Below are 23918 nucleotides of genomic sequence, written 5' to 3'. Positions count from 1 at the left end.
TTTGGGAAAGGCCGGGGCAGTCCCGGCCTTTTTCATGCCTGCGATCCGGTTCGCCGTGTCGCAAGGACGTGGCTTGCGGCCGCGATGGCGAGCGCGACAACGATCAGGCTTGCCGCCACGGCGAAGGTGATCCGCATGCCTGACGCAATGGCTTCGGCAGGCGCCGTCGCGATGTCGGTCGTCGCTGATGCGAGCGCGAACACCGCACCCATGACGGATGCGCCGGTGATGAGGCCGAGATTGCGCGACAGGCTGAGCATGCCGGAAACGACGCCGCGCTGGTCCGGCCTGACATCCATCATGACGGCGGTGTTGTTGGCCGCCTGGAACATTTGATAACCGGGGGTCAGGATTATGATGGCGGCAATGTAGCCTGCAATGCCGAACGATGCCGGAATCACGGACAGGGCGAACGAACCAGCCGTCATCAGGACAAGTCCGGCGCCGACCATCGTCGGCGCGCCCAAACGGTCGACGATACGGCCGGCCACGACACCGCTCAGCGCGGAGACGATCGGGCCAATCGACATGGTCAGCCCGACAAGAGCCTCGTTGAGCCCAAGCGCGCGGGAGAGGTAGAACGGCACGACCACCAGCGTTGCCATCATCACCGTCGAGACCAGAGCGTTCATGGCGAGGCTCGCACTCAGCGCCTGATCGCGGAACATCGCCAATCGGACGAGCGGTGATGCTGTTCTTGCCTCAGCGAGCACGAAGAGGCCGACCCCGAAGAGAGCAGCCAGCAGCAGCGCCATGTTGAGCGGACCGAAACTGCCGCGCCCGGCCGTCATGGCGAGCGCATAGGCCGCGAGTGTCATGGCAAGCAGCAGCGTGCCGATTGTGTCGAAGCCGGCCCGATCGGCTTTCGGCTCGACGCGATCAACCGGCAGATGGCGATGCGCGAGGTAAAAAGTCAGCATGCCCAGCGGCACCGCGATGAGAAAGATTGCCCGCCAATCAAAGCCGGCGATCAAGACACCGCCGAGCGATGGGCCGAGAGCGGTGCCGATCGCGGACATCGTTCCAAGCAGACCCATGGCGCTACCCGTTCTTGCTTTCGGAACGGTGTCGGCCACAAAGGCGATGGTCAGGGCCATCATGATGGCCGCCCCCAGGCCCTGCACAGCCCGGGCCGCGACCAGCCACCAGAGCGTGGTCGCGAAGCCGCATAGGCCCGAGGCAGCGGTGAACAGGAAGATCCCGGCAAGCAGCAGCCGGCGGCGGCCGGCGATGTCGCCGAGCCGCCCGACGCTGACGATCAGCGTGGTGATCGCCAGGAGATAAGCCAGCACGATCCACTGGACGTCCTGGAAGGAGGCGTTGAACGCCTGCGCCAAATTCGGCAGACCGACATTGGCGATGCTGGTGCCGAGCGAGGACAGCAGCATCGACAGCGACAGACCGGCGAGCGCCCACCGGATCGAAGGTGTCGGTACCGCACTTGGGGCTGCCGCCGTATTCTGTCCCGTGATGATTGGCTGTCCTGCAACGATTGGCTTCAACGTGAACTCCGTCTTCTGGTGGCTCCCGTGACGGAGCTGCCGGAAAATAGTCCTTTGCCTGATATGGCGGAATGCGCATCATTTGCATTCTATTCGTGCATTTGACGCCACACCACGATCAAGCCGTGCTATGCCAGGTGCATGTCGACACCCGATCTCAACCTGCTGGTCACCCTTGATGTGCTGCTGGTGGAAGGCAGCGTCGCGCGTGCGGCCCGGCGGTTGCGGCTTAGCCCGTCGGCGATGAGCCGGGCGCTGGCGCGGTTGCGCGAGACGACGGGCGATCCGCTATTGGTCCGGGCCGGACGCGGCCTCGTTCCCACACCTCGGGCACTCGAACTCCGGGAGCGGGTCGGTCAGCTCGTCGAGGACGCCAAGGCGGCTCTGCGTCCTGCGGAGAAGCCAGATCTCAAACAATTGACCCGAACGTTCACGTTGCGGACCCGCGAAGGTTTTGCGGAAAACTTCGGACTGGACCTGATGGCTCGCCTCAGGGAGGAAGCTCCCGGCGTGCGGCTGCGCTTTGTGCTGAAGTCGGACAAGGACAGCACGCGGCTGCGTGAGGGGAGCATCGATCTGGAGACGGGCGTCGTGGGAGGCGCCACGGGTCCGGAGGTGCGCACGCAGGCTTTGTTTCGGGATCGCTTCATTGGCGTCGTGCGAATGGGGCATGCGCTGAGCCAGGGCGAGATCACGCCCGCCCGTTATGCGGATGGCAAGCACATCTGCGTTTCGCGGCGCGGTCTCGACAGGGGACCGATCGACGAAGCCCTGGAGCCGTTCGGATTGAAGCGGGACATCGTCATGATCGTCGGCGGCTTCTCGACCGCGCTGGCCTTGGCCCGGGCGTCCGATCTGATTGCCAGTGTTCCCGAGCGATATACCGGCAATCTGCGCGCCGGAATGCATAGTTTTGCCATCCCGGTCTCTATGCTGGAGGTGACAATTTCATTGCTTTGGCATCCGCGGCTCGACGCCGACCCGGTGCATCGCTGGCTGCGGGGGTGCGTGCGGGAGGTTTGCGGCGCGGCTGGCTGAGGCTTTTTGTGCTGCTGCTTCTGCCGCCCGCTTGAATGCATATGCGAATTTCGTATACGAGTATACGAAAATCCAGCCGCGGCATCACTGTCGGCTTCCCTTTCTTTAGTACCAGCCCATTTGGGAGATATTCATGGCCGCGAACAGACTGCGCATTGCCGTGCTCTTTGGCGGGCGCTCCGCCGAGCATGAGATTTCGGTGCTTTCGGCCACCAATGTCATGCGCGCGCTGGAGCCCGCCAGATATGACGCGGTCCCGATCTTCGTCACCCGTGAGGGCCAATGGCTGCTGAGCAGCTTCGAGGGTGGGGCGTTGGCAAAGCCGATCGCGGGAACGGAGATCTGCCTCGTGCCGGGCGGGCGTGGCCGCATCCTGGCGATCCCGCCAAGCGGCGAGCCGCACGAACTGGCGAAGATCGATATCGTCTTTCCGGTGCTGCACGGCCTGCATGGCGAGGACGGCGCGGTGCAGGGGCTGGCGGAAGTGGCGCGGGTGCCGTTTGTGGGCTGCGGGATCCTCGGTTCGGCCACGGCCCTCGACAAGGAGATAGCAAAGCGCCTTCTGAAAGAGGCGGGATTGCCGACGGCCCGGTCCGTTACCCTTTCGCAAGGGGCGGCGCCGGCCTTTGCCGACCTGCAGCGCGACCTGGGACTGCCGCTCTTCATCAAACCCGCCCGGCAGGGCTCGTCCGTCGGCGTCAGCAAGGTCGCGACCGAGTTGGACTATGAAGCAGCGCTCGCCGAGGGCCTCAAACATGACAGCAAGCTGCTCGCCGAGGAATTCATCAGCGGCCGCGAGATTGAATGCAGCGTGCTGGAAGACGCCAATGGCGGGTTGTTCGTGTCCCGGCCCGGCGAGATCGTTCCGGCCGAAAGCCACGGCTTCTACAGCTATGATGCCAAATATATCGACGAGAATGGCGCCGCCCTGAAGGTTCCGGCTGAACTGCCGCCGGAGATCGAAGGCAAGATCCGCGAGATTGCCGCCATGGCCTTTCGCGCCGTCGGCTGCGACGGCATGGCCCGCGTCGATTTCTTCCTGACGGCCGACATGCGCACTCTCGTGAACGAACTCAACACCATTCCCGGCTTCACCGACATCAGCATGTATGCCAAGGCCATGGCGGCGAGTGGGGTCAGCTATGTGGAGGTCATCGACCGGCTGGTGGCGCATGGCCTGGCACGTGCCGGCACTAATGTGCCGGCTGCAACTTGAGACTTGTCATTGCGGACAAAGACGCCTGACCGGCCCGGCCTTCCTCAGCCGGATTGCAATCCCGTTTCGGCCAGCACGAATCGCAGCCGCGCTTCGACCGGCGCCCCGGCGCAACGCAAGGAACCGACCGGCAGGCCTGCCGCCGCAACAAATTGAAAAAGGGAGAAGTGGAGGTTTCTGTTGCCAGGTACCTCCGAACCCCGCCTAGAAGTGCGAACCCCTAGGGCTTGATTTGAAGCGTTCGCACTGCATTAAGCAGCGAGACGAGCTTCCGCATAGTTGTCGTTGGCAACTATAAGTTTAGCCCGATGACGGTGGTACAATGCCGGGCAAAAGTACGATCTTTACACCTTCGTCGATCCTATTTCGCCCCCAGCAAAAGCCGCTCTTCATCAAGAGCGGTTTTTGGTGGAGGCGCCGGGTACCGCCCCCGGGTCCGAACGGCTTATTTCATCGCCCATTTATCGCCATAGTCGGTCGAGCCGACAAAACGAATATAGGGGGCCATCGCAAGAAATGAAAGGCCGGAACGGCACTTCTTGTCTGTGTCAAACTGCGGGACGAAGGGTTGACTTGAAGACGGTCTCAACCGAAGCTTTGCGGCGGTGAGGAGTTACCGATCTAGCGCACAAGTTGCGGCAGCGCGCCACAGCCCTCATCGACCGAATCCCGTGGCGCCGACGAGGGGAAATTTGATGGCCGACTATCTTGCAGACGTGAAGAAATACGACGCCGCGGCAGACGCCGACGCGGTCGCCAAGATCGTGAAGCATCTGGGCATTGCGCTCAGGAACCGCGATTCATCGCTGGTCTCCTGCACGGATCCCAAGGAACTCGAGCGCGTCAGGAACAACTGGGCCGCCAAGAAGCTCGGCGTCACCGACAGCGGCACGGCGGACGCGGTAATCGAAAAGACCTGCAAGGCAATGGCGGCCGACAACACCAAGAGCCGCGTGACCTTCTACTACCTCGTCGCCAAAGACCTGGGCAAGCTCGGCTCACTCTGACGTCTGCATCGAAGCGGAAGCTGGCGCGATTTGCCGCGCCAGCTTGTAACGCTATCGGCGAGTGTCCTGTTGAAACGTCCTGCGCTTTGATATGTTCGGCCGGCAGCCAGTCGGCTATTATGGGTAGCAACCCGAATCGAGCCGAAGCCAATGCGCCAGTATCTCGACCTCTTGAATCATGTGCTGGAAAACGGCGCCGACCGCGGCGACCGCACCGGCACCGGCACGCGCTCGGTGTTCGGCTACCAGATGCGCTTCGACCTGGCGCGCGGCTTTCCGGTCACCACCACCAAGAAGCTGCATCTGAAGTCGATCATCCATGAGCTTTTATGGTTCCTGGCCGGCGATACCAATATCAAGTACCTCAAGGACCACGGCGTCTCCATCTGGGACGAATGGGCCGACGAGAATGGCGATCTCGGCCCGGTTTACGGCAAGCAGTGGCGTTCCTGGCCGGACGGCCATGGCGGCGCCATCGACCAGATTGCAGGCCTTCTCAAGGAGATACGCAAGAATCCTAATTCCCGGCGGTTGATCGTTTCGGCGTGGAATCCGGCCGAGGTGGAGGCTATGGCGCTGCCGCCCTGCCACTGTCTGTTCCAGTTCTATGTTTCGGAAGGCAGGCTCTCCTGCCAGCTCTACCAGCGTTCCGGTGACATCTTTCTCGGCGTGCCGTTCAACATCGCCTCCTATGCGTTGCTGACGCTGATGGTGGCGCAGGTGACCGGCCTGAAGCCAGGCGATTTCGTTCACACGCTGGGCGACGCGCATCTTTACTCGAACCATTTCGAACAGGCGCGCGAACAGTTGCGGCGCACGCCCAAGACGCTGCCGACGATGTGGATCAATCCGGACGTCACGGACCTCTTTGCCTTCCGCTTCGAGGATTTCCGGCTTGAGAACTATTTCGCCGACGCGACAATCAAGGCGCCGATCGCTGTATAGGCGCGACCACAACAGCCATCATCCGGTCTCGAAATCGCTTGCCTGAGGCGGCGCGACCGGCTTGAACAGCGCCCGGTCCGGTTTCAGATCGAGCAATGGCGTGCCGTCGACGCAGTCCATGCCGCGCACCATAAGCGTCGATCCTTCGACGCCGACAAGACTTGCGATCGAAGTGCCGATCGGATTGGGCCGGGCCGGCGAGCGCAAGGCAAAGGTGCCGCGCGACGTGCCGTCATTGGCCGGGCTCTGCCTGACGAGGTCGCGCCGCGATAAATGCAGCCAATAGAGCATTTCCAGCCGCTCGAATTTTTCGATGCCGTCGAGCGCCTCGCGCCACGGGTCGAGGATTTCGATCCGGCAGACCGGGCCGTCCGCGCGGCCCTGGCGTGGCGTGACCAGCCGCGACGCCCACGGGGTGCGGATCACGCCGATGAACATAAGCCCGGCATCGACTGCGACCTCCGATGGCCTGATCTCGTTTTCGCGAACCACGTTCTTTCGGCCGAAATGGCTCAGTCGATGCCGACCATGACGTCCGAGGCCTTGATCACGGCATAGGCCTGCTTGCCCTTTTCGAGCTTGAGATCGGCAACGGCTTCGTTGGTGATCGAGGCGGTGACGACGGAACCGCCGACATCGATACGGACATGCGAAGTGGTGGCACCCTTGACGATCTCGGTGATGGTTCCCTTGAGGATGTTGCGGGCGCTGATTTTCATGCGACGTCTCCTTCGATCTAAATTAGGTTTCGCTGTATCCAATCCAATTCATGGTAAGCCGCGACGGCACCAAGATACAATGGCTGTACGGGGCAAAAGCCTTCCATTGTTATGTTCATCCGGATATATCGGTCGGCAGGCTTCGAGCCGAATGGATTTCAAACCTAGGGAGAGTTTTCATGCTGACGCACAAAGGTTTCGGATTGAGGGCGATTGCGATCGGTGGTTTCGCGGCGGCACTGATGGCTGTGGTGCCTGCAGCCCATGCGGAAGACAAGGTGGTGGTGTTTGCCGCGGCCAGCCTGAAGGACGGGCTCGACGCGGTGAACAAAGCCTGCGAGGCCGATGTTGGCGAGGCAGCAACTGTTTCCTACGCCGCGAGCTCGGCACTGGCCAAGCAGATCGAGGGCGGCGCACCGGCCGATATCTTCATCTCGGCCGATCTCGACTGGATGAAATATCTCTCCGACAAGAAGCTGACCAAGCCGGACACGGAAGTGAAGCTGCTCGGCAATGAGATCGTGCTGGTGGCGCCGAAGGATTCCACAGTCGAAACCAAGATCGAAAAGGGTTTTGATCTGGCCAAGCTCATCGGCGACGGCAAGCTCGCCATGGGCGATTTCAAGGCGGTGCCCGCCGGCAAATACGGCAAGGCGGCACTTGAATCGCTCGGCGTCTGGTCTTCGGTCGAGGGCAAGGTGGCGCAGGCGGAGAATGTGCGCGCGGCATTGAAGCTGGTCTCGACAGGCGAGGCAGCGCTTGGCATCGTCTACACCACCGACGCGCATGCCGAAAAGGGCGTCAAGGTGATCGGCACCTTCCCGGAGGATTCGCACCCGCCGATCATCTATCCGGTTGCCCAGACCGCCGACTCGAAGGACAAGGATACGCCGGCCTTCCTGAAATGCCTGCAATCCGCCAAGGCCGGCGCGCTCTTCAAGGAACAGGGTTTCACCGTCCTGACGCCGAGCAATTGAGGCACGAAACCGAAGCATGAACTGGCTGCTGGACCTCACTCCCGACGAATGGAATGCGGTCCGGCTGTCCATCAAGGTGGCGACCGTGGCGATGCTCGCCAGCCTGCCGCCGGGCATATTGATCGCGCTGCTGCTTGCCCGCGGACAATTCTGGGGCAAGACGCTGCTCAACGGGCTGGTGCATCTGCCGCTGATCCTGCCGCCGGTGGTGACCGGCTATCTGCTGCTTCTGACGTTCGGCAGGCGCGGGCCGGCCGGCGCCTTCCTCGCCGAGCATTTCGGCATTGTCTTCTCGTTTCGCTGGACGGGCGCCGCATTGGCCTGCGGCATCATGGGCTTTCCCCTGATGGTGCGGGCGATCCGGCTGTCGATCGAGGCGGTCGACCGCAAGATGGAGGCGGCGGCCGGAACGCTCGGCGCCAATCCGCTGTGGGTATTCGCCACGATCACGCTGCCGCTGATCCTGCCCGGGCTGATCGCCGGCGCGATCCTGGCTTTTGCCAAGGCGATGGGCGAGTTCGGCGCGACCATCACCTTCGTTTCCAACATTCCGAATGAGACGCAGACGCTGCCGTCGGCGATCTACACCTTCACGCAGGTTCCGGGCGGGGATGAAGGCGCGCTCCGGCTGACGCTGATCTCGATCGTCATTTCGATGGCGGCACTTGTAGCCTCGGAAGTGCTGGCGCGACGCGTCGGCCGGCGGATGGACATCGAATGAGCGTTGTTGTCGACATCGGCCATCGGCTTGGCGATTTCGGGATCGATGCCTGCTTCGAAAGCGCTGGGCGATTGACCGCGCTGTTCGGACCCTCGGGTTCTGGCAAGACGACGCTGATCAACATGATTGCCGGACTGATCCGCCCCGACAAGGGGCGTATCGCGATCGACGGCCGCGTGCTGGTCGATACCGCAGCCAGTATTTTCGTGCCGAAGCACAGACGGCGGATCGGCATGGTGTTCCAGGATGCGCGGCTGTTTCCGCATATGAGCGTTGCGAGCAATCTGCGCTACGGTCGCTGGTTCACGCCCACGGCGGAACGCTACGCGGATTTCAATGCGGTGGTCGATCTGCTCGGCATCGGTCCGCTGCTCGAGCGGCGGCCGGCAAAGCTTTCCGGCGGTGAAAAGCAGCGCGTGGCGATCGGCCGGGCGTTGCTTGCCAGCCCGAAACTGTTGCTGATGGACGAGCCGCTGGCCTCCCTCGACGACGCCCGCAAGGCCGAGATCCTGCCTTATATCGAGCGGCTGCGCGACGAGACGAAAATTCCGATCGTCTATGTCAGTCATTCGGTCTCGGAGGTGGCGCGGCTGGCGAGCGACGTGGTGGTGCTGGCGCAGGGCAAGGTCGCCGCTAGCGGCCCGACCGGGGCGATCATGCAGCGGCTCGATCTGTTGCCGGCGGAAGAGCGCGGCGAGGGCGGCGCCGTGCTGGATACGGCGGTACTGCGTCATGACGAAGCCTTCGGCATGACCGTGCTCGGCTCGGCGGCGGGCGAGATCCGTGTGCCGCTTCTGGCGATCCCGGCCGGAGCGCCGGTCCGCATCCGTATCCGCGCCCGCGACGTCATGATCGCCACCGAGCTGCCGACGGGCCTCAGCGCGCTCAACATTCTGCCGGGCACAATCGTCGCGATTGAGCCGGGCGAGGGACCTGCGGTCGAGGTCGGCATCGACTGCAATGGCGCAACCATCCTTGCCCGGATCACCGAGCAGTCGCGGCAGGCACTGAAGCTACGGCTCGGCCGAAAGGTGTTCGCGGTGGTCAAGACGGTCAGTTTCGACCGGGCGAATACCGGCGCCGGCCTGCCGGTAGAGGCGGACGGGTGATCGGTTCATGATTTCGCTATGTTTCTTTGGAATAGCGATATGGTCGAAGAGACATTAGTCTGGATGCGGGCGTGAGTCTGGGCATGATCGCGGAGGAGGAAAAATGCCGTCGCTGAGCTTGCGGATAAATCTCGATCCAGACGGGCGCATCGGGCCGGGCAAGATCGAGCTTCTGGAGCAGATCGCGGCCTTCGGCTCGATCTCGGCCGCGGCGCGCGGCATGGAAATGTCCTACAAGCATGCCTGGGACCTGGTCGAGGACATGAACCGGGTGTTCGGCAAGCCGCTGGTCGCGGCGCAGACGGGCGGCAGGAAAGGCGGCGGCGCCCAACTGACCCCGGTAGGACTTGCGGTGGTCAGCCGCTTTCGCGCCATCGAGCGGGCGGCCACTTCCGCGGCAGCGGCGCATATGGAGGCACTGCAGGCGGAGATCGACGCAGGCTAGGAGTTTAGCGTTCGTCCTCAGGCTCGCCAGGCTTGCGCAGCAGATAGGTGTCCATGATCCAGCCCTTTCTTTGGCGGGCTTCTTCGCGAACGCGCTCGATCTCGTCGCCGACATCGCCGAGGCGGCCGGAGATGAGGATCTCGTCGGGCGTGCCGAGATAGGCGCCCCAGTGGATGACGGCATCCTTGTCCTCCAGCGTGTTGAACGCGCATTTGCCGTCGAGCATGACGACGGTGCTGCCGGCATTGTCGGGCAAACCCTCCTCGGTGAGCCGGCGACCGGTGGTGATCAGGATAGCGTCACCGATGCGGTTCAGCGCTATTTTGTGGCTGGCGGCGAGGGCCTGGACGGCGGTGATGCCTGGAATGACCTCCAGCTCGAACTCGACATTGCCCCTGAGGCGCACACGCTCCAGGATGCGCAGCGCGCTGTCGTAGAGCGAGGGATCGCCCCAGATCAGGAGGGCGCCACAGCCGTCTTGCGCAAGTTCGTCGCGGATCAGGCCTTCATAGATCGCGGCGATCGCCTCATGCCAGTCATCGACGGTCGAGCGGTAGGAGGGCGCCGGCTCGGCGCGCACCGGCACCTCGAATTCGACGCGGCGCGAGTTCGGTTTGGTGACGAAGCGGTCGCAAATCTGGCGGCGCAATTCGGCGAGATCGTTCTTCGCCGCGCCCTTGTCGGGAATGAACAGCACGTCTGCCCGGTTCAAGCCGTCGATGGCCTGCACGGTCATATGGTCGGGATTGCCGGCGCCGATGCCGATGACGAGAAGCTTGCGCATGGGCGAACTCCTGCCCGATCGGAGCGTTTGTGTCCAGATAACCATGGGCATGTGCGCAAGCGTCCATGACGCGCGGAAGGCTTTGAAACGCCACATCGAACGGCTAGAGCGACGTGCGTCCACTTGGACGCACAAAGTACGCTCTAGCACTTTTAATCCACGCATCGTGCTTTCCGAAAATCGATTCCGATTTTCGGGCCGATGCGATAGGGTCGGCGACGTTCTCGCAGCAAGGGGAGCCTCGATGTTTCGATATGTTGTGACCGCGGCGCTGGCGCTTTGCGCCGCGCCCGCGCTCGCCAATGATTCGGTTGCCGAACTGGGCACGGGCGGGCTGATCCTGTCGCGCAGCGACGCGGTGGCGATGGAAAGCGAGGATCTCTTCATCTCGGCGGACAAGGTGACGGTCGACTACGTCTTCCGCAACAATACGGACAAGGATGTCGATGCGATCGTCGCCTTTCCGATGCCCGACATCGAGGGCGACCCGAACGAGATGCCGGCGATCCCCGAGGACCAGAGCGACAATTTCCTCGGCTTCGAGGTGACGATCGACGGCGTGGCGGCAAAGCCGCAGCTCGAGCAGAAGGTGTTCGCGCTCGGCATCGACATCAGCGCCGATCTCAAGGCGCAAAACGTGCCGTTCTATCCGTTCGGCGACGCGGCCAAGGCGGCGCTGGCGAAGCTGCCGCCGGCGGTCGCCGACGACTGGATCAACCGCGGCATCATCATCGAGGACACCGCCGACGACGGTTCGGGCATGAAGACCGTCCATGCGCCGTTCTGGCAATTGCGCTCGACCTATTGGTGGCGCTCCACCTTTCCCGCCAACAAGGCGGTCCATGTCGCCCACCGTTACAAGCCGAGCGTCGGCGGCACGTCCTCGGTCAGTTTCTTTTATGATGGCAAATTCCAGGGCCAATATGGCGCCTATAAGACTCGCTATTGCATGGACGATGCGTTCGAGAACGCGATCCGCAGGGCGGCCAAGGACGATCCCGACGGCACCCCGAAATATTTCGAGAACCGCATCGCCTATATCCTGACCACCGGCGGCAACTGGGCGGCGGGCACCATCGGCAAATTCAAGCTGACCATCGACAAGGGCGATCCGAAGAACCTGGTCTCGTTCTGCGGCGACAATGTCAGGAAGGTCGGGCCGACGACGTTCGAGATGACTGCGCAGGATTTCTATCCCGAGCGCGACATTGACATTTTGCTGCTGGAGCCGACCGGTGGCAGCGATGGCGGGAACGGCGGCTGATGGACGTCGCCATCTATGTCGCCATCGCCGAAAACGGTGTGATCGGGCGCGATGGCGGCTTGCCGTGGCGGCTTTCCACCGATCTCAAGCGGTTCAAGGCCGACACGATGGGCAAGCCCGTCATCATGGGCCGCAAGACCTATGAAGGCATCGGCCGGCCGCTGCCGGGCAGGTTGAATATCGTGGTGACCCGCGACACGGCATGGCGCACTGAGGGCGTCGAAATCGCGCATTCGCTCGATGAGGCGATCAGGCTGGCGACGGTGCGCGGACGCTGCATGGCCGGCGCCGACGAAATCTGCGTCATCGGCGGCGGCGAGATCTATGCCCAGGCGCTGCCGCTGGCCGACCGCTTGCATGTCACCCATATCCTGGCCGCGGTCGACGGTGACGCGCATTTCCCGCCGATCGACCCGGATTTGTGGCACGTTGTCCGCTCGCAAGACGTTCCGGCTGGTGAAAAGGATAGTCACGCCACGCGCTATTCTGTTTACGAGCGACGCCGCGACGTGCATTGAGAGACAATAAAGGGTTGCGACCGGTTCAAAACGGATGATGTCGGCGACCGATCGCGTTGAAAGCGCGCCGTCGCATCCCTATAGAAGAACAACATTGGATTTTGCGCCGTTGAACCGGCGCTTGAGGAAATTCCAAGCGAAAGGACATTCATGCCCTGGAACGACAAGAGCGGCGGAGGCGGCGGCCCATGGGGCGGCGGCAACAATCCGGGACCCTGGGGGCAGGGACCGAAGGGACCGAGCGGTCCACAGGGCTCGCCTCCTGATCTCGAAGACATCATCCGGCGCGGCCAGGACAGGCTGCGGCGTGCTTTGCCGGGCGGTGGCGGCGCCAGCCCAGCCGTGTTCGGGCTGATCGCGGCAGCACTTGTCGTGCTGTGGGCATTCAAGGCGGTCTATACCGTGCAGCCCGACGAGGTTGCGGTTGAACTGAGGTTCGGCAAGCCGAAGGCGGAGCTCTCGCAGCCCGGCCTGCATTTCCATTGGTGGCCCATCGAAACGGTCGAGACGGCAACCATCGCCGAACAGCTCGTCGACATCGGCGGCGGCAACACCAGCGGCGAAGGCCTGATGCTTTCGGGCGACCAGAACATCGTCAACGTCCAGTTCTCGGTGGCCTATCAGGTCTCCGATCCGAGGGCCTATCTGTTCGACGTGTCCGATCCCGACGGCATGCTGCGGCAGGTCGCCGAGAGCGCCATGCGCGAAGCGGTTGGCCGGCGACCGGCGCAGGACATTTTCCGCGACGATCGCCAGGGCATTGCGGCATCGGTGCGCGAAATCATCCAGACGACGCTCGACGGCTACAAGGCCGGCCTGAACGTCAATGCGATTTCGATCGAGGATGCCGCGCCGCCACGCGAAGTGGCCGACGCCTTCGATGAGGTGCAGCGCGCCGAACAGGATGAGGACAAGTTCGTCGAGCAGGCCAACCAGTATTCCAACCAGAAGCTCGGCCAGGCGCGCGGCGAGGCCGCACAAGTCCGCGAAGACGCGGCCGCCTACAAGAACCGGGTCGTGCAGGAGGCCGAAGGCGAGGCGCAGCGCTTCATCTCGGTCTATGACGAATACGCCAAGGCGCCGGATGTGACGCGCAAGCGGCTTTATCTGGAAACGATGGAGAAGGTCCTGAAGGATTCGAACAAGGTCATCGTCGAGCAAGGCAACGGGCAAGGGGTCGTTCCCTATCTGCCGCTGCCGGCATTGCAGCAGAAGGCGCCGGCGCCGGTCCTTGGAGGAAACCAGTGATGGCCAACCGTCTTCCCGTCATCGCCGTCATCGCCGCGGTCATCCTGTTCCTGCTCTATTCGTCGGTCTTCGTGGTCAATGCGCGCCAGCAGGCGCTGGTGCTCAGGTTCGGCGAGATCGTCGAAGTCAAGAACCAGCCGGGCATCTATTTCAAGGCGCCGTTCGCCTTCTTCGATGCCGATAGCGTGCAGCTGATCGAGAACAGGGTGCTGCGCTTCGACCTCGACAACATCCGCGTCCAGGTTTCGGGCGGCAAGTTCTACGAGGTCGACGCCTTCATCGCCTATCGCATCTCGGATCCGCGTGTCTTCCGCGCCGCGGTATCCGGCCAGATCGAACTGGCCGAGGCACGGCTGAGGACGCGTCTCGACGCCGCCTTGCGTCGTGTCTACGGCTTGCGCGACTTCGAAGCGGCGCTCTCGGAAGAGCGGGCCGTCATGATGCGCGAGGTGCGCGATCAGCTCAGGCCCGACGCCACGTCGCTTGGCCTGCAGATCGAGGATGTGCGTATCCGCCGGACCGACCTGACGGCGGAAGTCTCGCAGCAGACCTTCGACCGCATGAAGGCCGAACGTCTGGCCGAAGCAGAGCGGCTGCGGGCGCGCGGCAACGAGGCGGCGCAGCGCATCAAGGCGCGCGCCGACCGCGAGGTGGTGGAGATCGTCGCCGAGGCGCAGAAGGAATCGGAAATCCTGCGCGGCGAGGGCGAAGCCCAGCGCAGCGCCACCTTCGCCGAGGCCTATCAGCGCGACCCGGCCTTCTTCGATTTCTATCGGTCGATGAATGCCTATGGCACGGCGCTGGACAATACCGGGACGACCATGGTGCTGTCGCCGAACTCCGAGTTCTTCCGCTTCTTCCGCGATCCCGGCGGCAAGGACACGCCGGCGAAGCCGCAAGCGGCACCTGCCGCACCGGCAGCGCAGCCAGGCACCGGCCAGTAACGGCCGGTGCAGGATTTCTTCGCCGCAATAGGCCTGGTTCTCGTCATCGAGGGCCTGGTCTATGGCGGCTTTCCCGGCTTTGCCAAGAAACTCGCCGGTGAAGTGCTGTCCATGCCGGAGAACGCGCTGCGGATCGCGGGGCTGGCGGCGATCGTCATCGGCGTCGGCATCGTCTGGCTGGTGCGTGGCTGATGACGCGATCGGGCCTATGATTTCAGGATAACGGAGGATTTATCTTCCGCCGATAGTCATAGCCGCAAACGTGCCGTATTTCTTGCCAACATGGCGCGACGCGGCGTTTTTGTCGAAGCGCTTTTCTTTCAGACAGAAACACCTTTCTGTCAAAAGACACCGGGAGACCTCTCGATGACATCCAACAGCTTCTTGCGCGCGGCGAGGCGGACGTTCACCGCTGGTGCGGCCGCACTTCTTATCGGCGCCCTTGCCGCCCCGTCCTTCGTGACGCCGACGCTGGCCGCGGACGGGCCACCTTCGGTCGCCGATCTCGCGCAAGGCCTGCTGGGCGCCGTGGTCAACATCTCGACCTCGCAGACGGTGAAGGGTACGGAAGGTCCGGGCGCGGTGCCGATGCCGCAGCTTCCCGAGGGGTCGCCGTTCCAGGATTTCTTCGACGATTTCTTCAAGAACCGTGGCGGCGACAAGGATAACGGTGCGCAGAAGGTGCAGTCGCTGGGCTCCGGTTTCGTGGTCGATGCCGAGCAGGGCATCGTGGTGACCAACAACCACGTCATCGCCGATGCCGACGATATCGAGGTGAATTTCTCAGACGGCGTGACGCTCAAGGCGACGCTGGTCGGCACCGACATCAAGACAGACGTTGCGGTGCTGAAGGTCGATCCGAAGGGACACAAGTTGACAGCGGTAAAGTTCGGCGATTCCAACAAGATGCGGGTCGGCGACTGGGTGATGGCGATCGGCAACCCGTTCGGCCTCGGCGGTACGGTGACGGTCGGCATCGTCTCGGCCCGCAACCGCGACATCAATTCCGGTCCCTATGACGATTTCATCCAGACCGACGCCGCGATCAATCGCGGCAATTCCGGCGGACCGCTGTTCAACAGCGTCGGCGAAGTGATCGGCATCAACACGGCGATCATCTCGCCGTCCGGCGGTTCGATCGGTATCGGCTTCTCCATTCCCGCGCAGCTCGCCTCGGGCGTCGTCGACCAGCTCCGCCAGTTCGGCGAGACGCGGCGCGGCTGGCTCGGCGTGCGCATCCAGCCGGTGACGGACGACATCGCCGAAAGCCTCGGCATGGCGACCGCCAAGGGCGCGCTGGTCGCCGGCGTCATCAAGGGCGGGCCGGTCGACAATGGCACCATCCTGGCGGGCGACGTCATCATCAAGTTCGATGGCAAGGACATTCGTGAAATGCGCGATCTGCCGCGCGTCGTGGCCGAAAGCACGGTCGGCAAGGCCGTCGACGTGGTCATCGTGCGCAAGGGTGTCGAGCAGACCGTGAAGGTGACGCTCGGCCGGCTCGAGGACGGCGAAAAGCTTGCCAGCGGCGAAGACGGCAACACCGACCAGGACGATGGCGACAAGGCGCCCGCCGTTTCAACGGCTGCCGTGCTCGGCATGACCGTCGGCGAGCTCAACGACGAGACGCGCACGAAATTCGGCATCGCCGCCGATGTCTCCGGCGTCGTCATCACCGATGTCGCCAAGGATTCTGCCGCGGCCGAACGCGGCATCCAGGCCGGCGAGGTGATCACCGAGATCGCCCAGGAATCGGTTGCCACGCCCAAGGACGTCATGGACCGGATCGGTGCGCTGAAGGAGCAGGGCCGCAAGAACGCGCTTCTGATGCTGGCGTCGAAGACCGGTGAGTTGAGGTTCGTGACGATCCGGATGGATTGAGTCTGGTAAAGCCTGCATCGCTTTGACTTTATGAGAAGAAGGGCGGCTAGCGGACCGCCCTTCTTCTTGTCTGCCAATCCTTGCGCGAGAGCCTGTAGAACACATGCCGCTTGAGCGCGGGGTGGCTGTCGGGAATGCCGGGATGGTCGAAATCGCTGGCCGGGTCGGCGGTCATGCCGAGGCGCTCCATGACCGCCGTGGAACGACGGTTATTCCTGACGGCGAAGGAGACGATTTCCTCCAGGCCAAGTGTTTCGAAGCCATGGGCGAGCCACGCTTCGGCTGCCTCGGTGACATAGCCGTGTCCCCAGAATTCCGGCGCCAGCCGCCAGCCGATCTCGACGGTACCGGCCGGCAGGAAGGGCAGATGATCGGTATCGAAGAGGCCGACGAAGCCGATGCATTCGCGGGTTTCAGCGATCTCGGCGGCAGCGAAACCATATCCGTCCTCGGCGATCCAGGCGCGGAATTCGTCCATCTTGGCGTCGGCGGTGGCACGGTCGCGGCGGAACGGAAAAAATTCCATGACGCGCTCGTCGGAATTGATCCGGTGAAAGAGGTCGCGGTCGCGCTCCTCCCAATTGCGCAGGATCAGGCGCTCGGTGCGGATCGGCTTCATTCTGCAAACTCCTCGCGCCGGTACCCCTGCAGATAAAGCAGCGCCGTCAGGTCGCCATGGTCGATGCGGACCTTGGCCTCGGCCGCCACCGCCGGCTTGGCGTGCAAGGCGACACCGGTGCCGGCAAGACGGATCATGTCGAGGTCGTTGGCGCCATCGCCGACGGCGATGGCGTCGGCGCTCGTCAGGCCGAGGCGCGCCGCAATCTCGAGCAGCGCATCGGCCTTGGCGGCGCGGCCGAGGATCGGCTCGGCCACCAGCCCGGCGAACCGGCCGTCTTCTTCGATCAGGCGATTGGCGCGGTTCTCCTGGAAACCGAGCATCGCCGCGATGCGCGCGGTGAAGACGTTGAAGCCACCGGATATTAGCGCTGTCCAGGCGCCATTGGCACGCATGGTCTGCACAAGTGAGCGGCCACCGGAGGCCAGCGTCAAGCGGTTGGCGATGATGCGGTCGACCACGGCAGCGTCGAGACCTTTCAGCAACGCCACCCGCTCGCGCAGGGCCGGCTCGAAAGCGATCTCGCCATTCATCGATCGCGCCGTGATCGCGGCAACGCGATCCTTGACGCCGATCTCGTCGGCCAGTTCGTCGATGCATTCCTGGTCGATCATCGTCGAATCCATATCGGCGATGAGGATCTTCTTTCGCCTTGCCTCGGAATGCTGAACGACCACGTCGACCGGTTCGGCGGCGAGCGCGGCGCGCAGGCTGGCGGTCGTTTCAGCGGCTTCGGCCGCTTCGGGCAAAGCGAGATCGCAGGCGATCCCGTCGGCCAGCCAGCGAACGGCGCTTGCGCCGACCGACAGGGACGCCATATTCGCAATCGCCGGCGACAATGCGTGGCCGGCGGGATGGGATACGAGCGTGGCGATCAAGGGCGTGGCGATCAGCGGCATCGAGAATTCCGGTGGGCAGGCGGGCGAGGGCCGCGTGAAGAACGCGATCCTGATAGCCGGGCCGACCGCCAGCGGCAAGTCGGCGCTTGCGCTCGATCTCGCCGAACGCAAGGGCGGCGTCATCGTCAACACCGATTCCATGCAAGGCTATTCAGTGCTCGACGTGCTGACGGCGCGGCCGAACGCCGCCGAACTCGTCCGCGCCCCGCATTATCTCTACGGCCATGTCCATCCCTCCATCGCCTACTCCACCGGCGCCTGGCTGCGCGACGTGATGAAGCTGATCGACGAAGGCACGTTCTTCGAACGGCCCGAGGGTACGCTCTTCGAACGGCCGGTGATTTTTGTCGGCGGGACCGGACTTTATTTCCGGGCGCTTGCGGAAGGCATTTCGGAAATGCCCGAGATTCCGCAGCAGGTCCGCGACCGCTGGCGCTACGAACTCCAGGAGCAGGGAGCGGCCAAGCTGCACCGCATCCTGCTGCGCGAGGATTCGGCGGCCGGCATGGTGCTTAAGCCGACCGACGGCCAGCGCATCGTGCGGGCGCTGGAGGTGCTCGACGCATCGGGCCGATCCATTCTGGACTGGCAGGCGATGCGCGGCCGGCCGCTGATCGACAGGGACAGCACGCGCTTCTTTGTGATCGAACCGGAGCGGGCCGCGCTGGTGAGCCGCATCGAGGCGCGGTTCGACCGCATGCTGGACAAGGGCGCCCTTGAAGAGGTCAGGCGGCTAGCCGCACTTGGCCTCGATGCCGACCTACCGGCGATGAAGGCGATCGGCGTCCGCGAACTTCAGGCGGCGATGGCCGGGATCTTGAGCTTTTCCGAGGCGATCGAGCGCGCCAAGATCGCGACGCGACAATATGCCAAGCGGCAGGCCACATGGTTCAGGCATCAGTTGGGCCCGGAATGGCGGAGACTGCGCCCCGGCGATGGCGTGGTATCAGCGGTTTCAGCGCCTCTTTCCGGTGCAAACTGAAAAGTTGATCTCGAAGGGAGATTTCCCGTCGAAGTTGTCTCGATTAACCCTCCGTAAGGCCCCTGCGTGCCATAAGGTTTGCAGGAATTTTCCAGCGGCGGCCAGATGCGTTTCCACAAGGCGGAATCAGCCTTTTTCGTGTTTATCTTCGTGATCCTGGCCGCTGGCCTGGTGACGCTTCACGCCTATGGGCTTCTGCAAGCCTTCGCCGACGAGGTCCATACGCCCTCCAAGGTCGACGAGATTGTCTATCTCAACAAGCTGCTGTTTGCGACCGGCGTTCTCTTGGCGACTGCGCTGTTCTTCGGCATTTTCTTCATCTATCCGCTGATCCGCAAGCAGGCGATGGAAGAAGGCAAGCTGCGCGCCATGACGGTGTCGCTCAGTGAGCGCTCGGAAACGCTGGAGCATGCGGCGCTGACCGACAGCCTGACCGGCATGCAGAACCGGCGCTATTTCGACGATGCGCTGAAGGAATATCTCGAGGAGTTCCGCCGCATCGAGAAGCCGGTCGGGCTGATGATCCTCGATCTCGACCATTTCAAGCAGGTCAACGATACCCATGGCCATGATGTCGGCGACGAGGTGCTGCGGGCGGTCGCCAACTGTCTCAAGGACATGACGCGCTATCACGACGTGGTGGCGCGGCTGGGCGGCGAGGAGTTCGCGGTGGTCACGCCCAACATGGACGCCGAGCTTCTGTCCAAATTCGCCGAGCGCATCCGCAAGGCGATCGCCAACATGTCGATATTGTCAGGCAATGTCCGCCTGAAGATCACCACCAGCGTCGGCCTCGCCATCTGGGACCGTAAGGAAACCGCCGAAGAGTTCTATCGCCGCGCCGACCGCCAGCTCTATGAAGCGAAGAGGCAAGGCCGCAACCGCGTCTGCGCCTGAAATCCCGTCATTGCATTCGTGAGGCTGGCTGTCTGGCGAAAAAAAGCCATTGTCAATAGTTGATATCTATTGCTAAATCGCTGTTCGACCCTATAATCCCGATAGGAGGCCGCCATGCCAAATTACGCCCTGAACGATCACTACGAGAGCTTCATCAGGAAGCAACTCGAATCCGGCCGCTATAACAATGCTAGCGAGGTTGTCCGCGCGGGCCTGCGCATGCTTGAGGATTTCGAGGCGGAGCGGGAGAAGTGGCTCCGCGAGGAGATACCTTCCCGCCTGACCGAATTCCAGCAGGATCGGGCGAAGGGTATCCCGGCCGACACGGTCTTTTCCCGACTTGAAGCGCGTCACCGAGCGAACCTGGCGAAAGCCAAGTAGGGGATGGAGGTTGTCTTTCACCCCGAGGCCGAGGCAGAGCTGCAAAGGCCTCTATGACGATATCACGCAGCGAGCCTCGCCCACTATCGCCTGGAATTTCGTTGCCGGTATCCGCGACCATTGCCTCGGGCTCTCGACGTTCCCGCAACGGGGCACCGAGCGGCTGGAGGTCATGCCTGGTCTGCGCATTATCGGCTACCGGCGCACTGTCAGCATCGCTTTCGCCCTCAAGGGAGAGCACGTGCTGATTTTGGGCATTTTCTATGGCGGCCGGAACATCTCGCCGGAATTCCTCGAAGAACGTCTCTAGCTAGATGCCTGCCACTCCGGCTCCCGAACCCTTCCACTCCTTTTTTGGGACTGGTAGCCCGGCTCAGTCGTTTTGCGGGCGCAGGCCGAAGGTTGCCGGCTTGAGGCCGTAGCGCATGTCGAAATCCTCGTCCGGCTGAACGCGTGGAGCGGGCGGCTTGCGGTAGTCGGGATCACCGGCCTGCCGGCTTGTGTCAACGACTTCGGCGAACGCCATCGCCTGTTGCGGTTTCGGCACGTTGCGCAGCCTTTCGACGATCGCCACCAGATCGACATCATTGCCGACCTCGGACGGCAAGGCTTGTTCGCGCTTGGCCGTGCCTGGGATCAGGTCTTCGGACATCTTCTCGAACTTCAGCCGCATGGTCGTCGCCACGCCTTCGCCGAAGGCGATGGCTTCGCGCTGACCCATGGAAGACAGGAAGGCAAGCGTCGAGGCCGAGGAATCGGCGATCGCCGAGCGGATGATCGCCTGGTCCTGCTCGTTGGCGAGCCGCATGGCGAAGAAGGTCGAGCACTGCGACAGGATGGTGGGATCGAGCTCTCCCGGGCGCTGGGTGACGACGCCGAGATAGCAGCCATATTTGCGGCCTTCCTTGGCGATGCGCGACAGCGCGTGCCGTGTCGGTGCAAAACCAAGGCGAGGATCGGCCGGCATATAGCGGTGCGCTTCCTCGCACAGAAACAGCAGCCGCAGCCTGCCTTCGCTCCACAGCGCCAGGTCGAAGGCCAGACGCGCCAGCACCGAACAGACGGAATTGACGACTTCCGATGGCATGCCGGCCATCTCGAAGCAGGTGACCGGGCGGCCATGATGCGGCACGCGGAAGATGTTGCCGATCGTCTCGTGGATGGTGTCCTCGATCAGCCGCGAATTGAACATGAAGCGGTAGCGCGGATCCGCGGCCGCCGATTCGATGCGCGTCTTCAGCGATCTGAGGGTGGGACGGTCATTCTTGCTTTCCAGCAGTCCCATGCGCTCGTCGATCTGCTTGATGAGATCGGCAATGCGGTACGGCATCGGCGTGTCCGCGGTCAGCGCGTCGGCGCCACGTCTGAGAGAGGTGCCCGAGTTCGGGTTGCGGTACAGGCTCTTGGCGGCGGGGATGAGATCGCGCAAGGCATCGACTTCCTCCGGCACGGTCTCACGCCCGCGAAACAGGACCTCGGCGAATTCCTCCAGCTTGAACATCCAGAAGGGAAGATCCAGCGTCGTCGAATCCACCTTGACGCAGTATTCCGGCAAGGACGCCGCGAATTCGTTGTGCGGATCGAGGATGAGGACGCGCAGGTCGGGCCTGGCGGCGATCGACTTGCGCAAGAGCAGCGACACCGCCGTGGATTTGCCGACGCCGGTGGTGCCGACAATGGCGAAGTGCCGCGCCAGCGTGTCGTCGATGGCGATATTGGCGTCGATCGTCTCGTCCTGCGACAGCGTGCCGATGGTGATCGAATGGCGCCCGGCAAGATCGTAGACCGCCTGCAGGTCGCGGCTGCGGATGCGGTGGGCGATGGCGCCGATATGTGGATAGCAGGTGATGCCGCGGTCGAAAACCGGCTTGGCGCCAGGCCCGACACCGTCGCGCACCTCGCCGATGAGCTCGATGCTGACCTCGATCGGGTTCTGGCCCTCATTGCTCCAGGCGCGATCCGACTTGCCGATGCCGTAGACCAGGCCGACGGTTCGCGTGGCGCCGAGATTGATGGAAATCATCTTGCCGACGGTCCATTGGCCGGTGACCGTGCCTTCGGCATCCTCGGCATAGGCGCTGATGGTGGCGCGTGCGCCATCACACTGCACGACATTGCCCAGAATGCGCTTGTCGTTCTGCTCAGCAGTGCGGCGCTCCTGCATTGTCGGTTCTCCGACGGAGGCTTGGCGTTCGACAAACATGAGCAGGCTGCTTCCCATTTCCCCAGGAAATCGACCTTACGGCGACGAGGTTAAGGTGGGGTGAGGCCGGATGGTGCAGCGGGCCTTAAGCCATTCGTGAAAATTGAATCGAACTGCCCTTTGCTCGATTCAGATAATTCGATATGTTGAACGAATGAATGATATAGCGAATGATATCTCTTCGACCATCGGCAGGCGGATACGCTCGGAAAGGATCATGCGAGGCTGGTCCCTGACGGAACTCGCCGACCGGTCGGATGTGTCGAAAGCCATGCTGAGCACGATGGAGCACGGCAAGACGAGCCCGACCGCGGCACTTCTCGTGCGCATCGCGGCGGCCTTCGGCATGACGCTTTCCACCCTGATCGCGCGGGCAGAGCTGCAAGGCGGCGGGCTGCTTCGCGAAAGCGATCAGCCGGCGTGGCGCGATCCGGCCACAGGCTATATCAGGCGACATCTTTCGCCGGTCTCGGACATGCCGCTCGAACTGATCCGGGTCCAATTGCCTGCAGGAGCCAAGGTGAGCTTTCCGGCAGCGTCCTATGCCTTCATCAGGCAGCAGATCTGGCTGATTTCCGGACTGCTGGAATTCACCGAAGGCGATGTCGTGCACAGTCTCGATCCCGGCGACTGCCTGGCGCTAGGCGCGCCTTCGGATTGCACCTTCCACGCTCCGGGACCGGATGCCGCCGATTATCTGGTCGCGCTGGTGAGAGGCTGAACGCATGGCACGCCGTCCCAAACGCTCCGACAATGGGGGGCCGCCGCTCGACGACTACAAGGGGCCACCATGGGGCAAGGGCGACCCTTATATCTTCCTTGCCTGGCAGGCCGCGCATGCCAAGGCGTGGAAGGCGCCGAGCCGCGACGTGATGCTGATGCGGATGGACAAGGCCGAGCGGCTGGGCCTGACCTATGAGGAATATACGCTCGAAATCCTGGAACGCGGGCTGCATCTGCAGCCAAAGGACACCGATCGCATTGCCGCGATCAAGGCAACACGAAAGCGACGCCGGGTCAGTCGTCTGGATTGACGGCAGCATCTGGATCACGCCGATCGCTCCATCGCAATCAAAGGACATCGCACGCATGAACTCCATCGAAATCAAGGCTCTGACCCAGGCCGCGGGAACGCATGCAATGCTGGTCAGCCTGCTGATCGAGACGATCGCGGCCGGCGGATCGGTCAGTTTCATGCACCCGCTGTCGCAGGAAGCTGCCGGCGCCTTCTGGGCGAAGTCGCTTGCCTCGGCGGCAAGAGGCGAAAGAGCAGTGCTCGGCGCATGGGACGGCGAAGTGCTGGTCGGCACCGTCACCTTGCTGCTCGACTGCCCTCCCAACCAGCCGCACCGGGCCGAGATCGCCAAGCTGATGACCCGCGTCGAGCATCGCGGCAAGGGCGTGGCGACCCGCCTGATGCGGGCCGCCGAGAACCTTGCCGTCGAAAAGGGCCGCACCCTGCTGGTGCTGGACACGGCGACCGAGGAGGGGGCATCGGGTCTCTATGAGAGGCTGGGCTTCACCCTGGCCGGCGAGATACCCGACTATGCGCTGAAGCCGCATGGCGGGCTGACCGGTACGCTCATCTACTGGAAGCGCATCGGCCAGTTTCGCTGACG

Annotated in this window: 28 protein-coding genes and 1 other RNA gene; 21 read left to right on the top strand and 8 right to left on the bottom strand. The window is 63.1% G+C overall.

What is annotated here, in order from left to right; translation table 11 throughout:
* Positions 1-32: 32 nt before the first annotated feature.
* The gene (locus MESS4_RS22490; RefSeq protein WP_198292791.1) at positions 33-1475 is read right to left on the bottom strand and encodes an MFS transporter; all 1443 of its coding nucleotides are present in this window, start codon (positions 1473-1475) and stop codon (positions 33-35) included.
* A 168-nt stretch (positions 1476-1643) separates the two neighbouring features.
* Between MESS4_RS22490 and MESS4_RS22485 the strand changes: the two genes are divergently transcribed.
* On the top strand, positions 1644-2540 hold the full coding sequence (locus tag MESS4_RS22485; RefSeq protein WP_006335889.1) for a LysR family transcriptional regulator: 897 nt from the start codon (positions 1644-1646) through the stop codon (positions 2538-2540).
* A 133-nt stretch (positions 2541-2673) separates the two neighbouring features.
* On the top strand, positions 2674-3756 hold the full coding sequence (locus MESS4_RS22480; protein WP_006335888.1) for a D-alanine--D-alanine ligase family protein: 1083 nt from the start codon (positions 2674-2676) through the stop codon (positions 3754-3756).
* A gap of 166 nt (positions 3757-3922) precedes the next feature.
* On the opposite strand, the gene ssrA is transcribed toward MESS4_RS22480, so the two are convergent.
* Positions 3923-4282, bottom strand: a transfer-messenger RNA (tmRNA) gene (ssrA, locus tag MESS4_RS32570).
* Between the two features lie 169 nt (positions 4283-4451).
* On the opposite strand from ssrA, the gene MESS4_RS22475 reads away from it, so the two are divergent.
* Together MESS4_RS22475 and MESS4_RS22470 are read left to right on the top strand one after the other, a co-directional pair.
* Positions 4452-4763, top strand: a complete 312-nt coding sequence (locus MESS4_RS22475; RefSeq protein ID WP_006335886.1) for a DUF2853 family protein — start codon at positions 4452-4454, stop codon at positions 4761-4763.
* A gap of 150 nt (positions 4764-4913) precedes the next feature.
* Complete coding sequence (locus MESS4_RS22470) at positions 4914-5708, top strand: thymidylate synthase (protein ID WP_006335879.1); 795 nt, start codon at positions 4914-4916, stop codon at positions 5706-5708.
* Between the two features lie 18 nt (positions 5709-5726).
* Here MESS4_RS22470 and tsaA read toward each other — a convergent pair whose 3' ends face one another.
* Complete coding sequence (gene tsaA, locus MESS4_RS22465; RefSeq protein WP_006335878.1) at positions 5727-6200, bottom strand: tRNA (N6-threonylcarbamoyladenosine(37)-N6)-methyltransferase TrmO; 474 nt, start codon at positions 6198-6200, stop codon at positions 5727-5729.
* Between the two features lie 20 nt (positions 6201-6220).
* Complete coding sequence (locus tag MESS4_RS22460) at positions 6221-6427, bottom strand: molybdopterin-binding protein (RefSeq protein ID WP_006335877.1); 207 nt, start codon at positions 6425-6427, stop codon at positions 6221-6223.
* 182 nt (positions 6428-6609) lie between these two features.
* On the opposite strand from MESS4_RS22460, the gene modA reads away from it, so the two are divergent.
* The 4 genes from modA (at position 6610) to MESS4_RS22440 (ending at position 9679) form a co-directional block, all read left to right on the top strand.
* Positions 6610-7404 (top strand): molybdate ABC transporter substrate-binding protein, encoded by a 795-nt coding sequence (gene modA, locus MESS4_RS22455; protein WP_036241898.1) that lies wholly within the window; start codon positions 6610-6612, stop codon positions 7402-7404.
* A 16-nt stretch (positions 7405-7420) separates the two neighbouring features.
* A complete protein-coding gene (gene modB, locus MESS4_RS22450; RefSeq protein WP_006335875.1) occupies positions 7421-8125 on the top strand; it encodes a molybdate ABC transporter permease subunit in 705 nt (234 codons plus the stop codon).
* Positions 8122-9234 (top strand): molybdenum ABC transporter ATP-binding protein, encoded by a 1113-nt coding sequence (gene modC / locus MESS4_RS22445; protein ID WP_006335874.1) that lies wholly within the window; start codon positions 8122-8124, stop codon positions 9232-9234. The genes modB and modC overlap by 4 nt, the downstream gene beginning before the upstream one ends.
* A 103-nt stretch (positions 9235-9337) precedes the next feature.
* Complete coding sequence (locus MESS4_RS22440) at positions 9338-9679, top strand: winged helix-turn-helix domain-containing protein (protein ID WP_006335873.1); 342 nt, start codon at positions 9338-9340, stop codon at positions 9677-9679.
* 4 nt (positions 9680-9683) lie between these two features.
* On the opposite strand, the gene cobF is transcribed toward MESS4_RS22440, so the two are convergent.
* Positions 9684-10463 (bottom strand): precorrin-6A synthase (deacetylating), encoded by a 780-nt coding sequence (gene cobF, locus MESS4_RS22435; RefSeq protein WP_006335872.1) that lies wholly within the window; start codon positions 10461-10463, stop codon positions 9684-9686.
* A gap of 244 nt (positions 10464-10707) precedes the next feature.
* Between cobF and MESS4_RS22430 the strand changes: the two genes are divergently transcribed.
* From MESS4_RS22430 to MESS4_RS22405, 6 genes are all read left to right on the top strand, one after another.
* Positions 10708-11727 (top strand): DUF4424 domain-containing protein, encoded by a 1020-nt coding sequence (locus MESS4_RS22430; RefSeq protein ID WP_006335871.1) that lies wholly within the window; start codon positions 10708-10710, stop codon positions 11725-11727.
* Positions 11727-12245 (top strand): dihydrofolate reductase, encoded by a 519-nt coding sequence (locus MESS4_RS22425; protein ID WP_006335869.1) that lies wholly within the window; start codon positions 11727-11729, stop codon positions 12243-12245. Before MESS4_RS22430 ends, MESS4_RS22425 begins: the two co-directional genes overlap by 1 nt.
* A 150-nt stretch (positions 12246-12395) precedes the next feature.
* Positions 12396-13493, top strand: a complete 1098-nt coding sequence (gene hflK, locus MESS4_RS22420) for an FtsH protease activity modulator HflK (protein WP_006335868.1) — start codon at positions 12396-12398, stop codon at positions 13491-13493.
* The gene (locus MESS4_RS22415) at positions 13493-14437 is read left to right on the top strand and encodes a protease modulator HflC (protein ID WP_006335867.1); all 945 of its coding nucleotides are present in this window, start codon (positions 13493-13495) and stop codon (positions 14435-14437) included. Before hflK ends, MESS4_RS22415 begins: the two co-directional genes overlap by 1 nt.
* A 6-nt stretch (positions 14438-14443) precedes the next feature.
* Positions 14444-14629, top strand: coding sequence for a DUF2065 domain-containing protein (locus tag MESS4_RS22410; protein ID WP_006335866.1), 186 nt, complete (start codon positions 14444-14446; stop codon positions 14627-14629).
* 174 nt (positions 14630-14803) lie between these two features.
* Complete coding sequence (locus MESS4_RS22405; RefSeq protein WP_006335865.1) at positions 14804-16318, top strand: DegQ family serine endoprotease; 1515 nt, start codon at positions 14804-14806, stop codon at positions 16316-16318.
* 46 nt (positions 16319-16364) lie between these two features.
* Here the strand turns inward: MESS4_RS22405 and MESS4_RS22400 are convergent, their stop codons facing one another.
* A complete protein-coding gene (locus MESS4_RS22400) occupies positions 16365-16937 on the bottom strand; it encodes a GNAT family N-acetyltransferase (RefSeq protein ID WP_006335862.1) in 573 nt (190 codons plus the stop codon).
* On the bottom strand, positions 16934-17836 hold the full coding sequence (gene serB, locus MESS4_RS22395; protein WP_081609827.1) for a phosphoserine phosphatase SerB: 903 nt from the start codon (positions 17834-17836) through the stop codon (positions 16934-16936). Before serB ends, MESS4_RS22400 begins: the two co-directional genes overlap by 4 nt.
* On the opposite strand from serB, the gene miaA reads away from it, so the two are divergent.
* The 4 genes from miaA (at position 17826) to MESS4_RS22375 (ending at position 20406) form a co-directional block, all read left to right on the top strand.
* Entirely contained in the window at positions 17826-18818 is a 993-nt protein-coding gene (gene miaA, locus MESS4_RS22390) for a tRNA (adenosine(37)-N6)-dimethylallyltransferase MiaA (RefSeq protein WP_036241896.1), read from the top strand. The two genes, serB and miaA, sit on opposite strands and share 11 nt — an antisense overlap.
* 105 nt (positions 18819-18923) lie before the next feature.
* On the top strand, positions 18924-19715 hold the full coding sequence (locus MESS4_RS22385; protein WP_036241894.1) for a GGDEF domain-containing protein: 792 nt from the start codon (positions 18924-18926) through the stop codon (positions 19713-19715).
* A gap of 114 nt (positions 19716-19829) precedes the next feature.
* Positions 19830-20096 (top strand): type II toxin-antitoxin system ParD family antitoxin, encoded by a 267-nt coding sequence (locus MESS4_RS22380; RefSeq protein WP_006335850.1) that lies wholly within the window; start codon positions 19830-19832, stop codon positions 20094-20096.
* A 10-nt stretch (positions 20097-20106) separates the two neighbouring features.
* Complete coding sequence (locus MESS4_RS22375) at positions 20107-20406, top strand: type II toxin-antitoxin system RelE/ParE family toxin (RefSeq protein ID WP_006335848.1); 300 nt, start codon at positions 20107-20109, stop codon at positions 20404-20406.
* A gap of 63 nt (positions 20407-20469) precedes the next feature.
* Here the strand turns inward: MESS4_RS22375 and MESS4_RS22370 are convergent, their stop codons facing one another.
* Positions 20470-22299, bottom strand: coding sequence for an ATP-binding protein (locus tag MESS4_RS22370; RefSeq protein ID WP_006335847.1), 1830 nt, complete (start codon positions 22297-22299; stop codon positions 20470-20472).
* 154 nt (positions 22300-22453) lie between these two features.
* Here MESS4_RS22370 and MESS4_RS22365 point away from each other — a divergent pair, with 154 nt between their 5' ends.
* From MESS4_RS22365 to MESS4_RS22355, 3 genes are read left to right on the top strand one after another with little or no spacing between them, the layout of a single operon-like run.
* Positions 22454-23020, top strand: a complete 567-nt coding sequence (locus MESS4_RS22365) for an XRE family transcriptional regulator (protein WP_036241883.1) — start codon at positions 22454-22456, stop codon at positions 23018-23020.
* A gap of 4 nt (positions 23021-23024) precedes the next feature.
* Positions 23025-23333: a hypothetical protein gene (locus MESS4_RS22360; protein WP_006335843.1), complete on the top strand. Its 309-nt coding sequence runs from the start codon at positions 23025-23027 to the stop codon at positions 23331-23333.
* Between the two features lie 55 nt (positions 23334-23388).
* Positions 23389-23916, top strand: coding sequence for an N-acetyltransferase (locus MESS4_RS22355; protein ID WP_006335841.1), 528 nt, complete (start codon positions 23389-23391; stop codon positions 23914-23916).
* Positions 23917-23918 lie beyond the last annotated feature (2 nt).

Origin of the sequence: Mesorhizobium sp. STM 4661 (genome assembly GCF_000359125.1) — a bacterium.
Classification (GTDB): domain Bacteria; phylum Pseudomonadota; class Alphaproteobacteria; order Rhizobiales; family Rhizobiaceae; genus Mesorhizobium.
Note: the sequence above shows the minus strand (reverse complement) of the source record. Positions and strands in the feature narration are given on the sequence as shown.

Coding starts and splice junctions, on each gene's coding strand:
- MESS4_RS22485 (WP_006335889.1), top strand. CDS start 1,644: ATGTCGACACCCGATCTCAACCTGCTGGTCACCCTTGATGTGCTGCTG.
- MESS4_RS22480 (WP_006335888.1), top strand. CDS start 2,674: ATGGCCGCGAACAGACTGCGCATTGCCGTGCTCTTTGGCGGGCGCTCC.
- MESS4_RS22475 (WP_006335886.1), top strand. CDS start 4,452: ATGGCCGACTATCTTGCAGACGTGAAGAAATACGACGCCGCGGCAGAC.
- MESS4_RS22470 (WP_006335879.1), top strand. CDS start 4,914: ATGCGCCAGTATCTCGACCTCTTGAATCATGTGCTGGAAAACGGCGCC.
- MESS4_RS22460 (WP_006335877.1), bottom strand. CDS start 6,427: ATGAAAATCAGCGCCCGCAACATCCTCAAGGGAACCATCACCGAGATC.
- modB (WP_006335875.1), top strand. CDS start 7,421: ATGAACTGGCTGCTGGACCTCACTCCCGACGAATGGAATGCGGTCCGG.
- modC (WP_006335874.1), top strand. CDS start 8,122: ATGAGCGTTGTTGTCGACATCGGCCATCGGCTTGGCGATTTCGGGATC.
- MESS4_RS22440 (WP_006335873.1), top strand. CDS start 9,338: ATGCCGTCGCTGAGCTTGCGGATAAATCTCGATCCAGACGGGCGCATC.
- cobF (WP_006335872.1), bottom strand. CDS start 10,463: ATGCGCAAGCTTCTCGTCATCGGCATCGGCGCCGGCAATCCCGACCAT.
- MESS4_RS22430 (WP_006335871.1), top strand. CDS start 10,708: ATGTTTCGATATGTTGTGACCGCGGCGCTGGCGCTTTGCGCCGCGCCC.
- MESS4_RS22425 (WP_006335869.1), top strand. CDS start 11,727: ATGGACGTCGCCATCTATGTCGCCATCGCCGAAAACGGTGTGATCGGG.
- hflK (WP_006335868.1), top strand. CDS start 12,396: ATGCCCTGGAACGACAAGAGCGGCGGAGGCGGCGGCCCATGGGGCGGC.
- MESS4_RS22415 (WP_006335867.1), top strand. CDS start 13,493: ATGGCCAACCGTCTTCCCGTCATCGCCGTCATCGCCGCGGTCATCCTG.
- MESS4_RS22405 (WP_006335865.1), top strand. CDS start 14,804: ATGACATCCAACAGCTTCTTGCGCGCGGCGAGGCGGACGTTCACCGCT.
- MESS4_RS22400 (WP_006335862.1), bottom strand. CDS start 16,937: ATGAAGCCGATCCGCACCGAGCGCCTGATCCTGCGCAATTGGGAGGAG.
- serB (WP_081609827.1), bottom strand. CDS start 17,836: ATGCCGCTGATCGCCACGCCCTTGATCGCCACGCTCGTATCCCATCCC.
- MESS4_RS22385 (WP_036241894.1), top strand. CDS start 18,924: ATGCGTTTCCACAAGGCGGAATCAGCCTTTTTCGTGTTTATCTTCGTG.
- MESS4_RS22380 (WP_006335850.1), top strand. CDS start 19,830: ATGCCAAATTACGCCCTGAACGATCACTACGAGAGCTTCATCAGGAAG.
- MESS4_RS22370 (WP_006335847.1), bottom strand. CDS start 22,299: ATGTTTGTCGAACGCCAAGCCTCCGTCGGAGAACCGACAATGCAGGAG.
- MESS4_RS22365 (WP_036241883.1), top strand. CDS start 22,454: ATGAATGATATAGCGAATGATATCTCTTCGACCATCGGCAGGCGGATA.
- MESS4_RS22360 (WP_006335843.1), top strand. CDS start 23,025: ATGGCACGCCGTCCCAAACGCTCCGACAATGGGGGGCCGCCGCTCGAC.
- MESS4_RS22355 (WP_006335841.1), top strand. CDS start 23,389: ATGAACTCCATCGAAATCAAGGCTCTGACCCAGGCCGCGGGAACGCAT.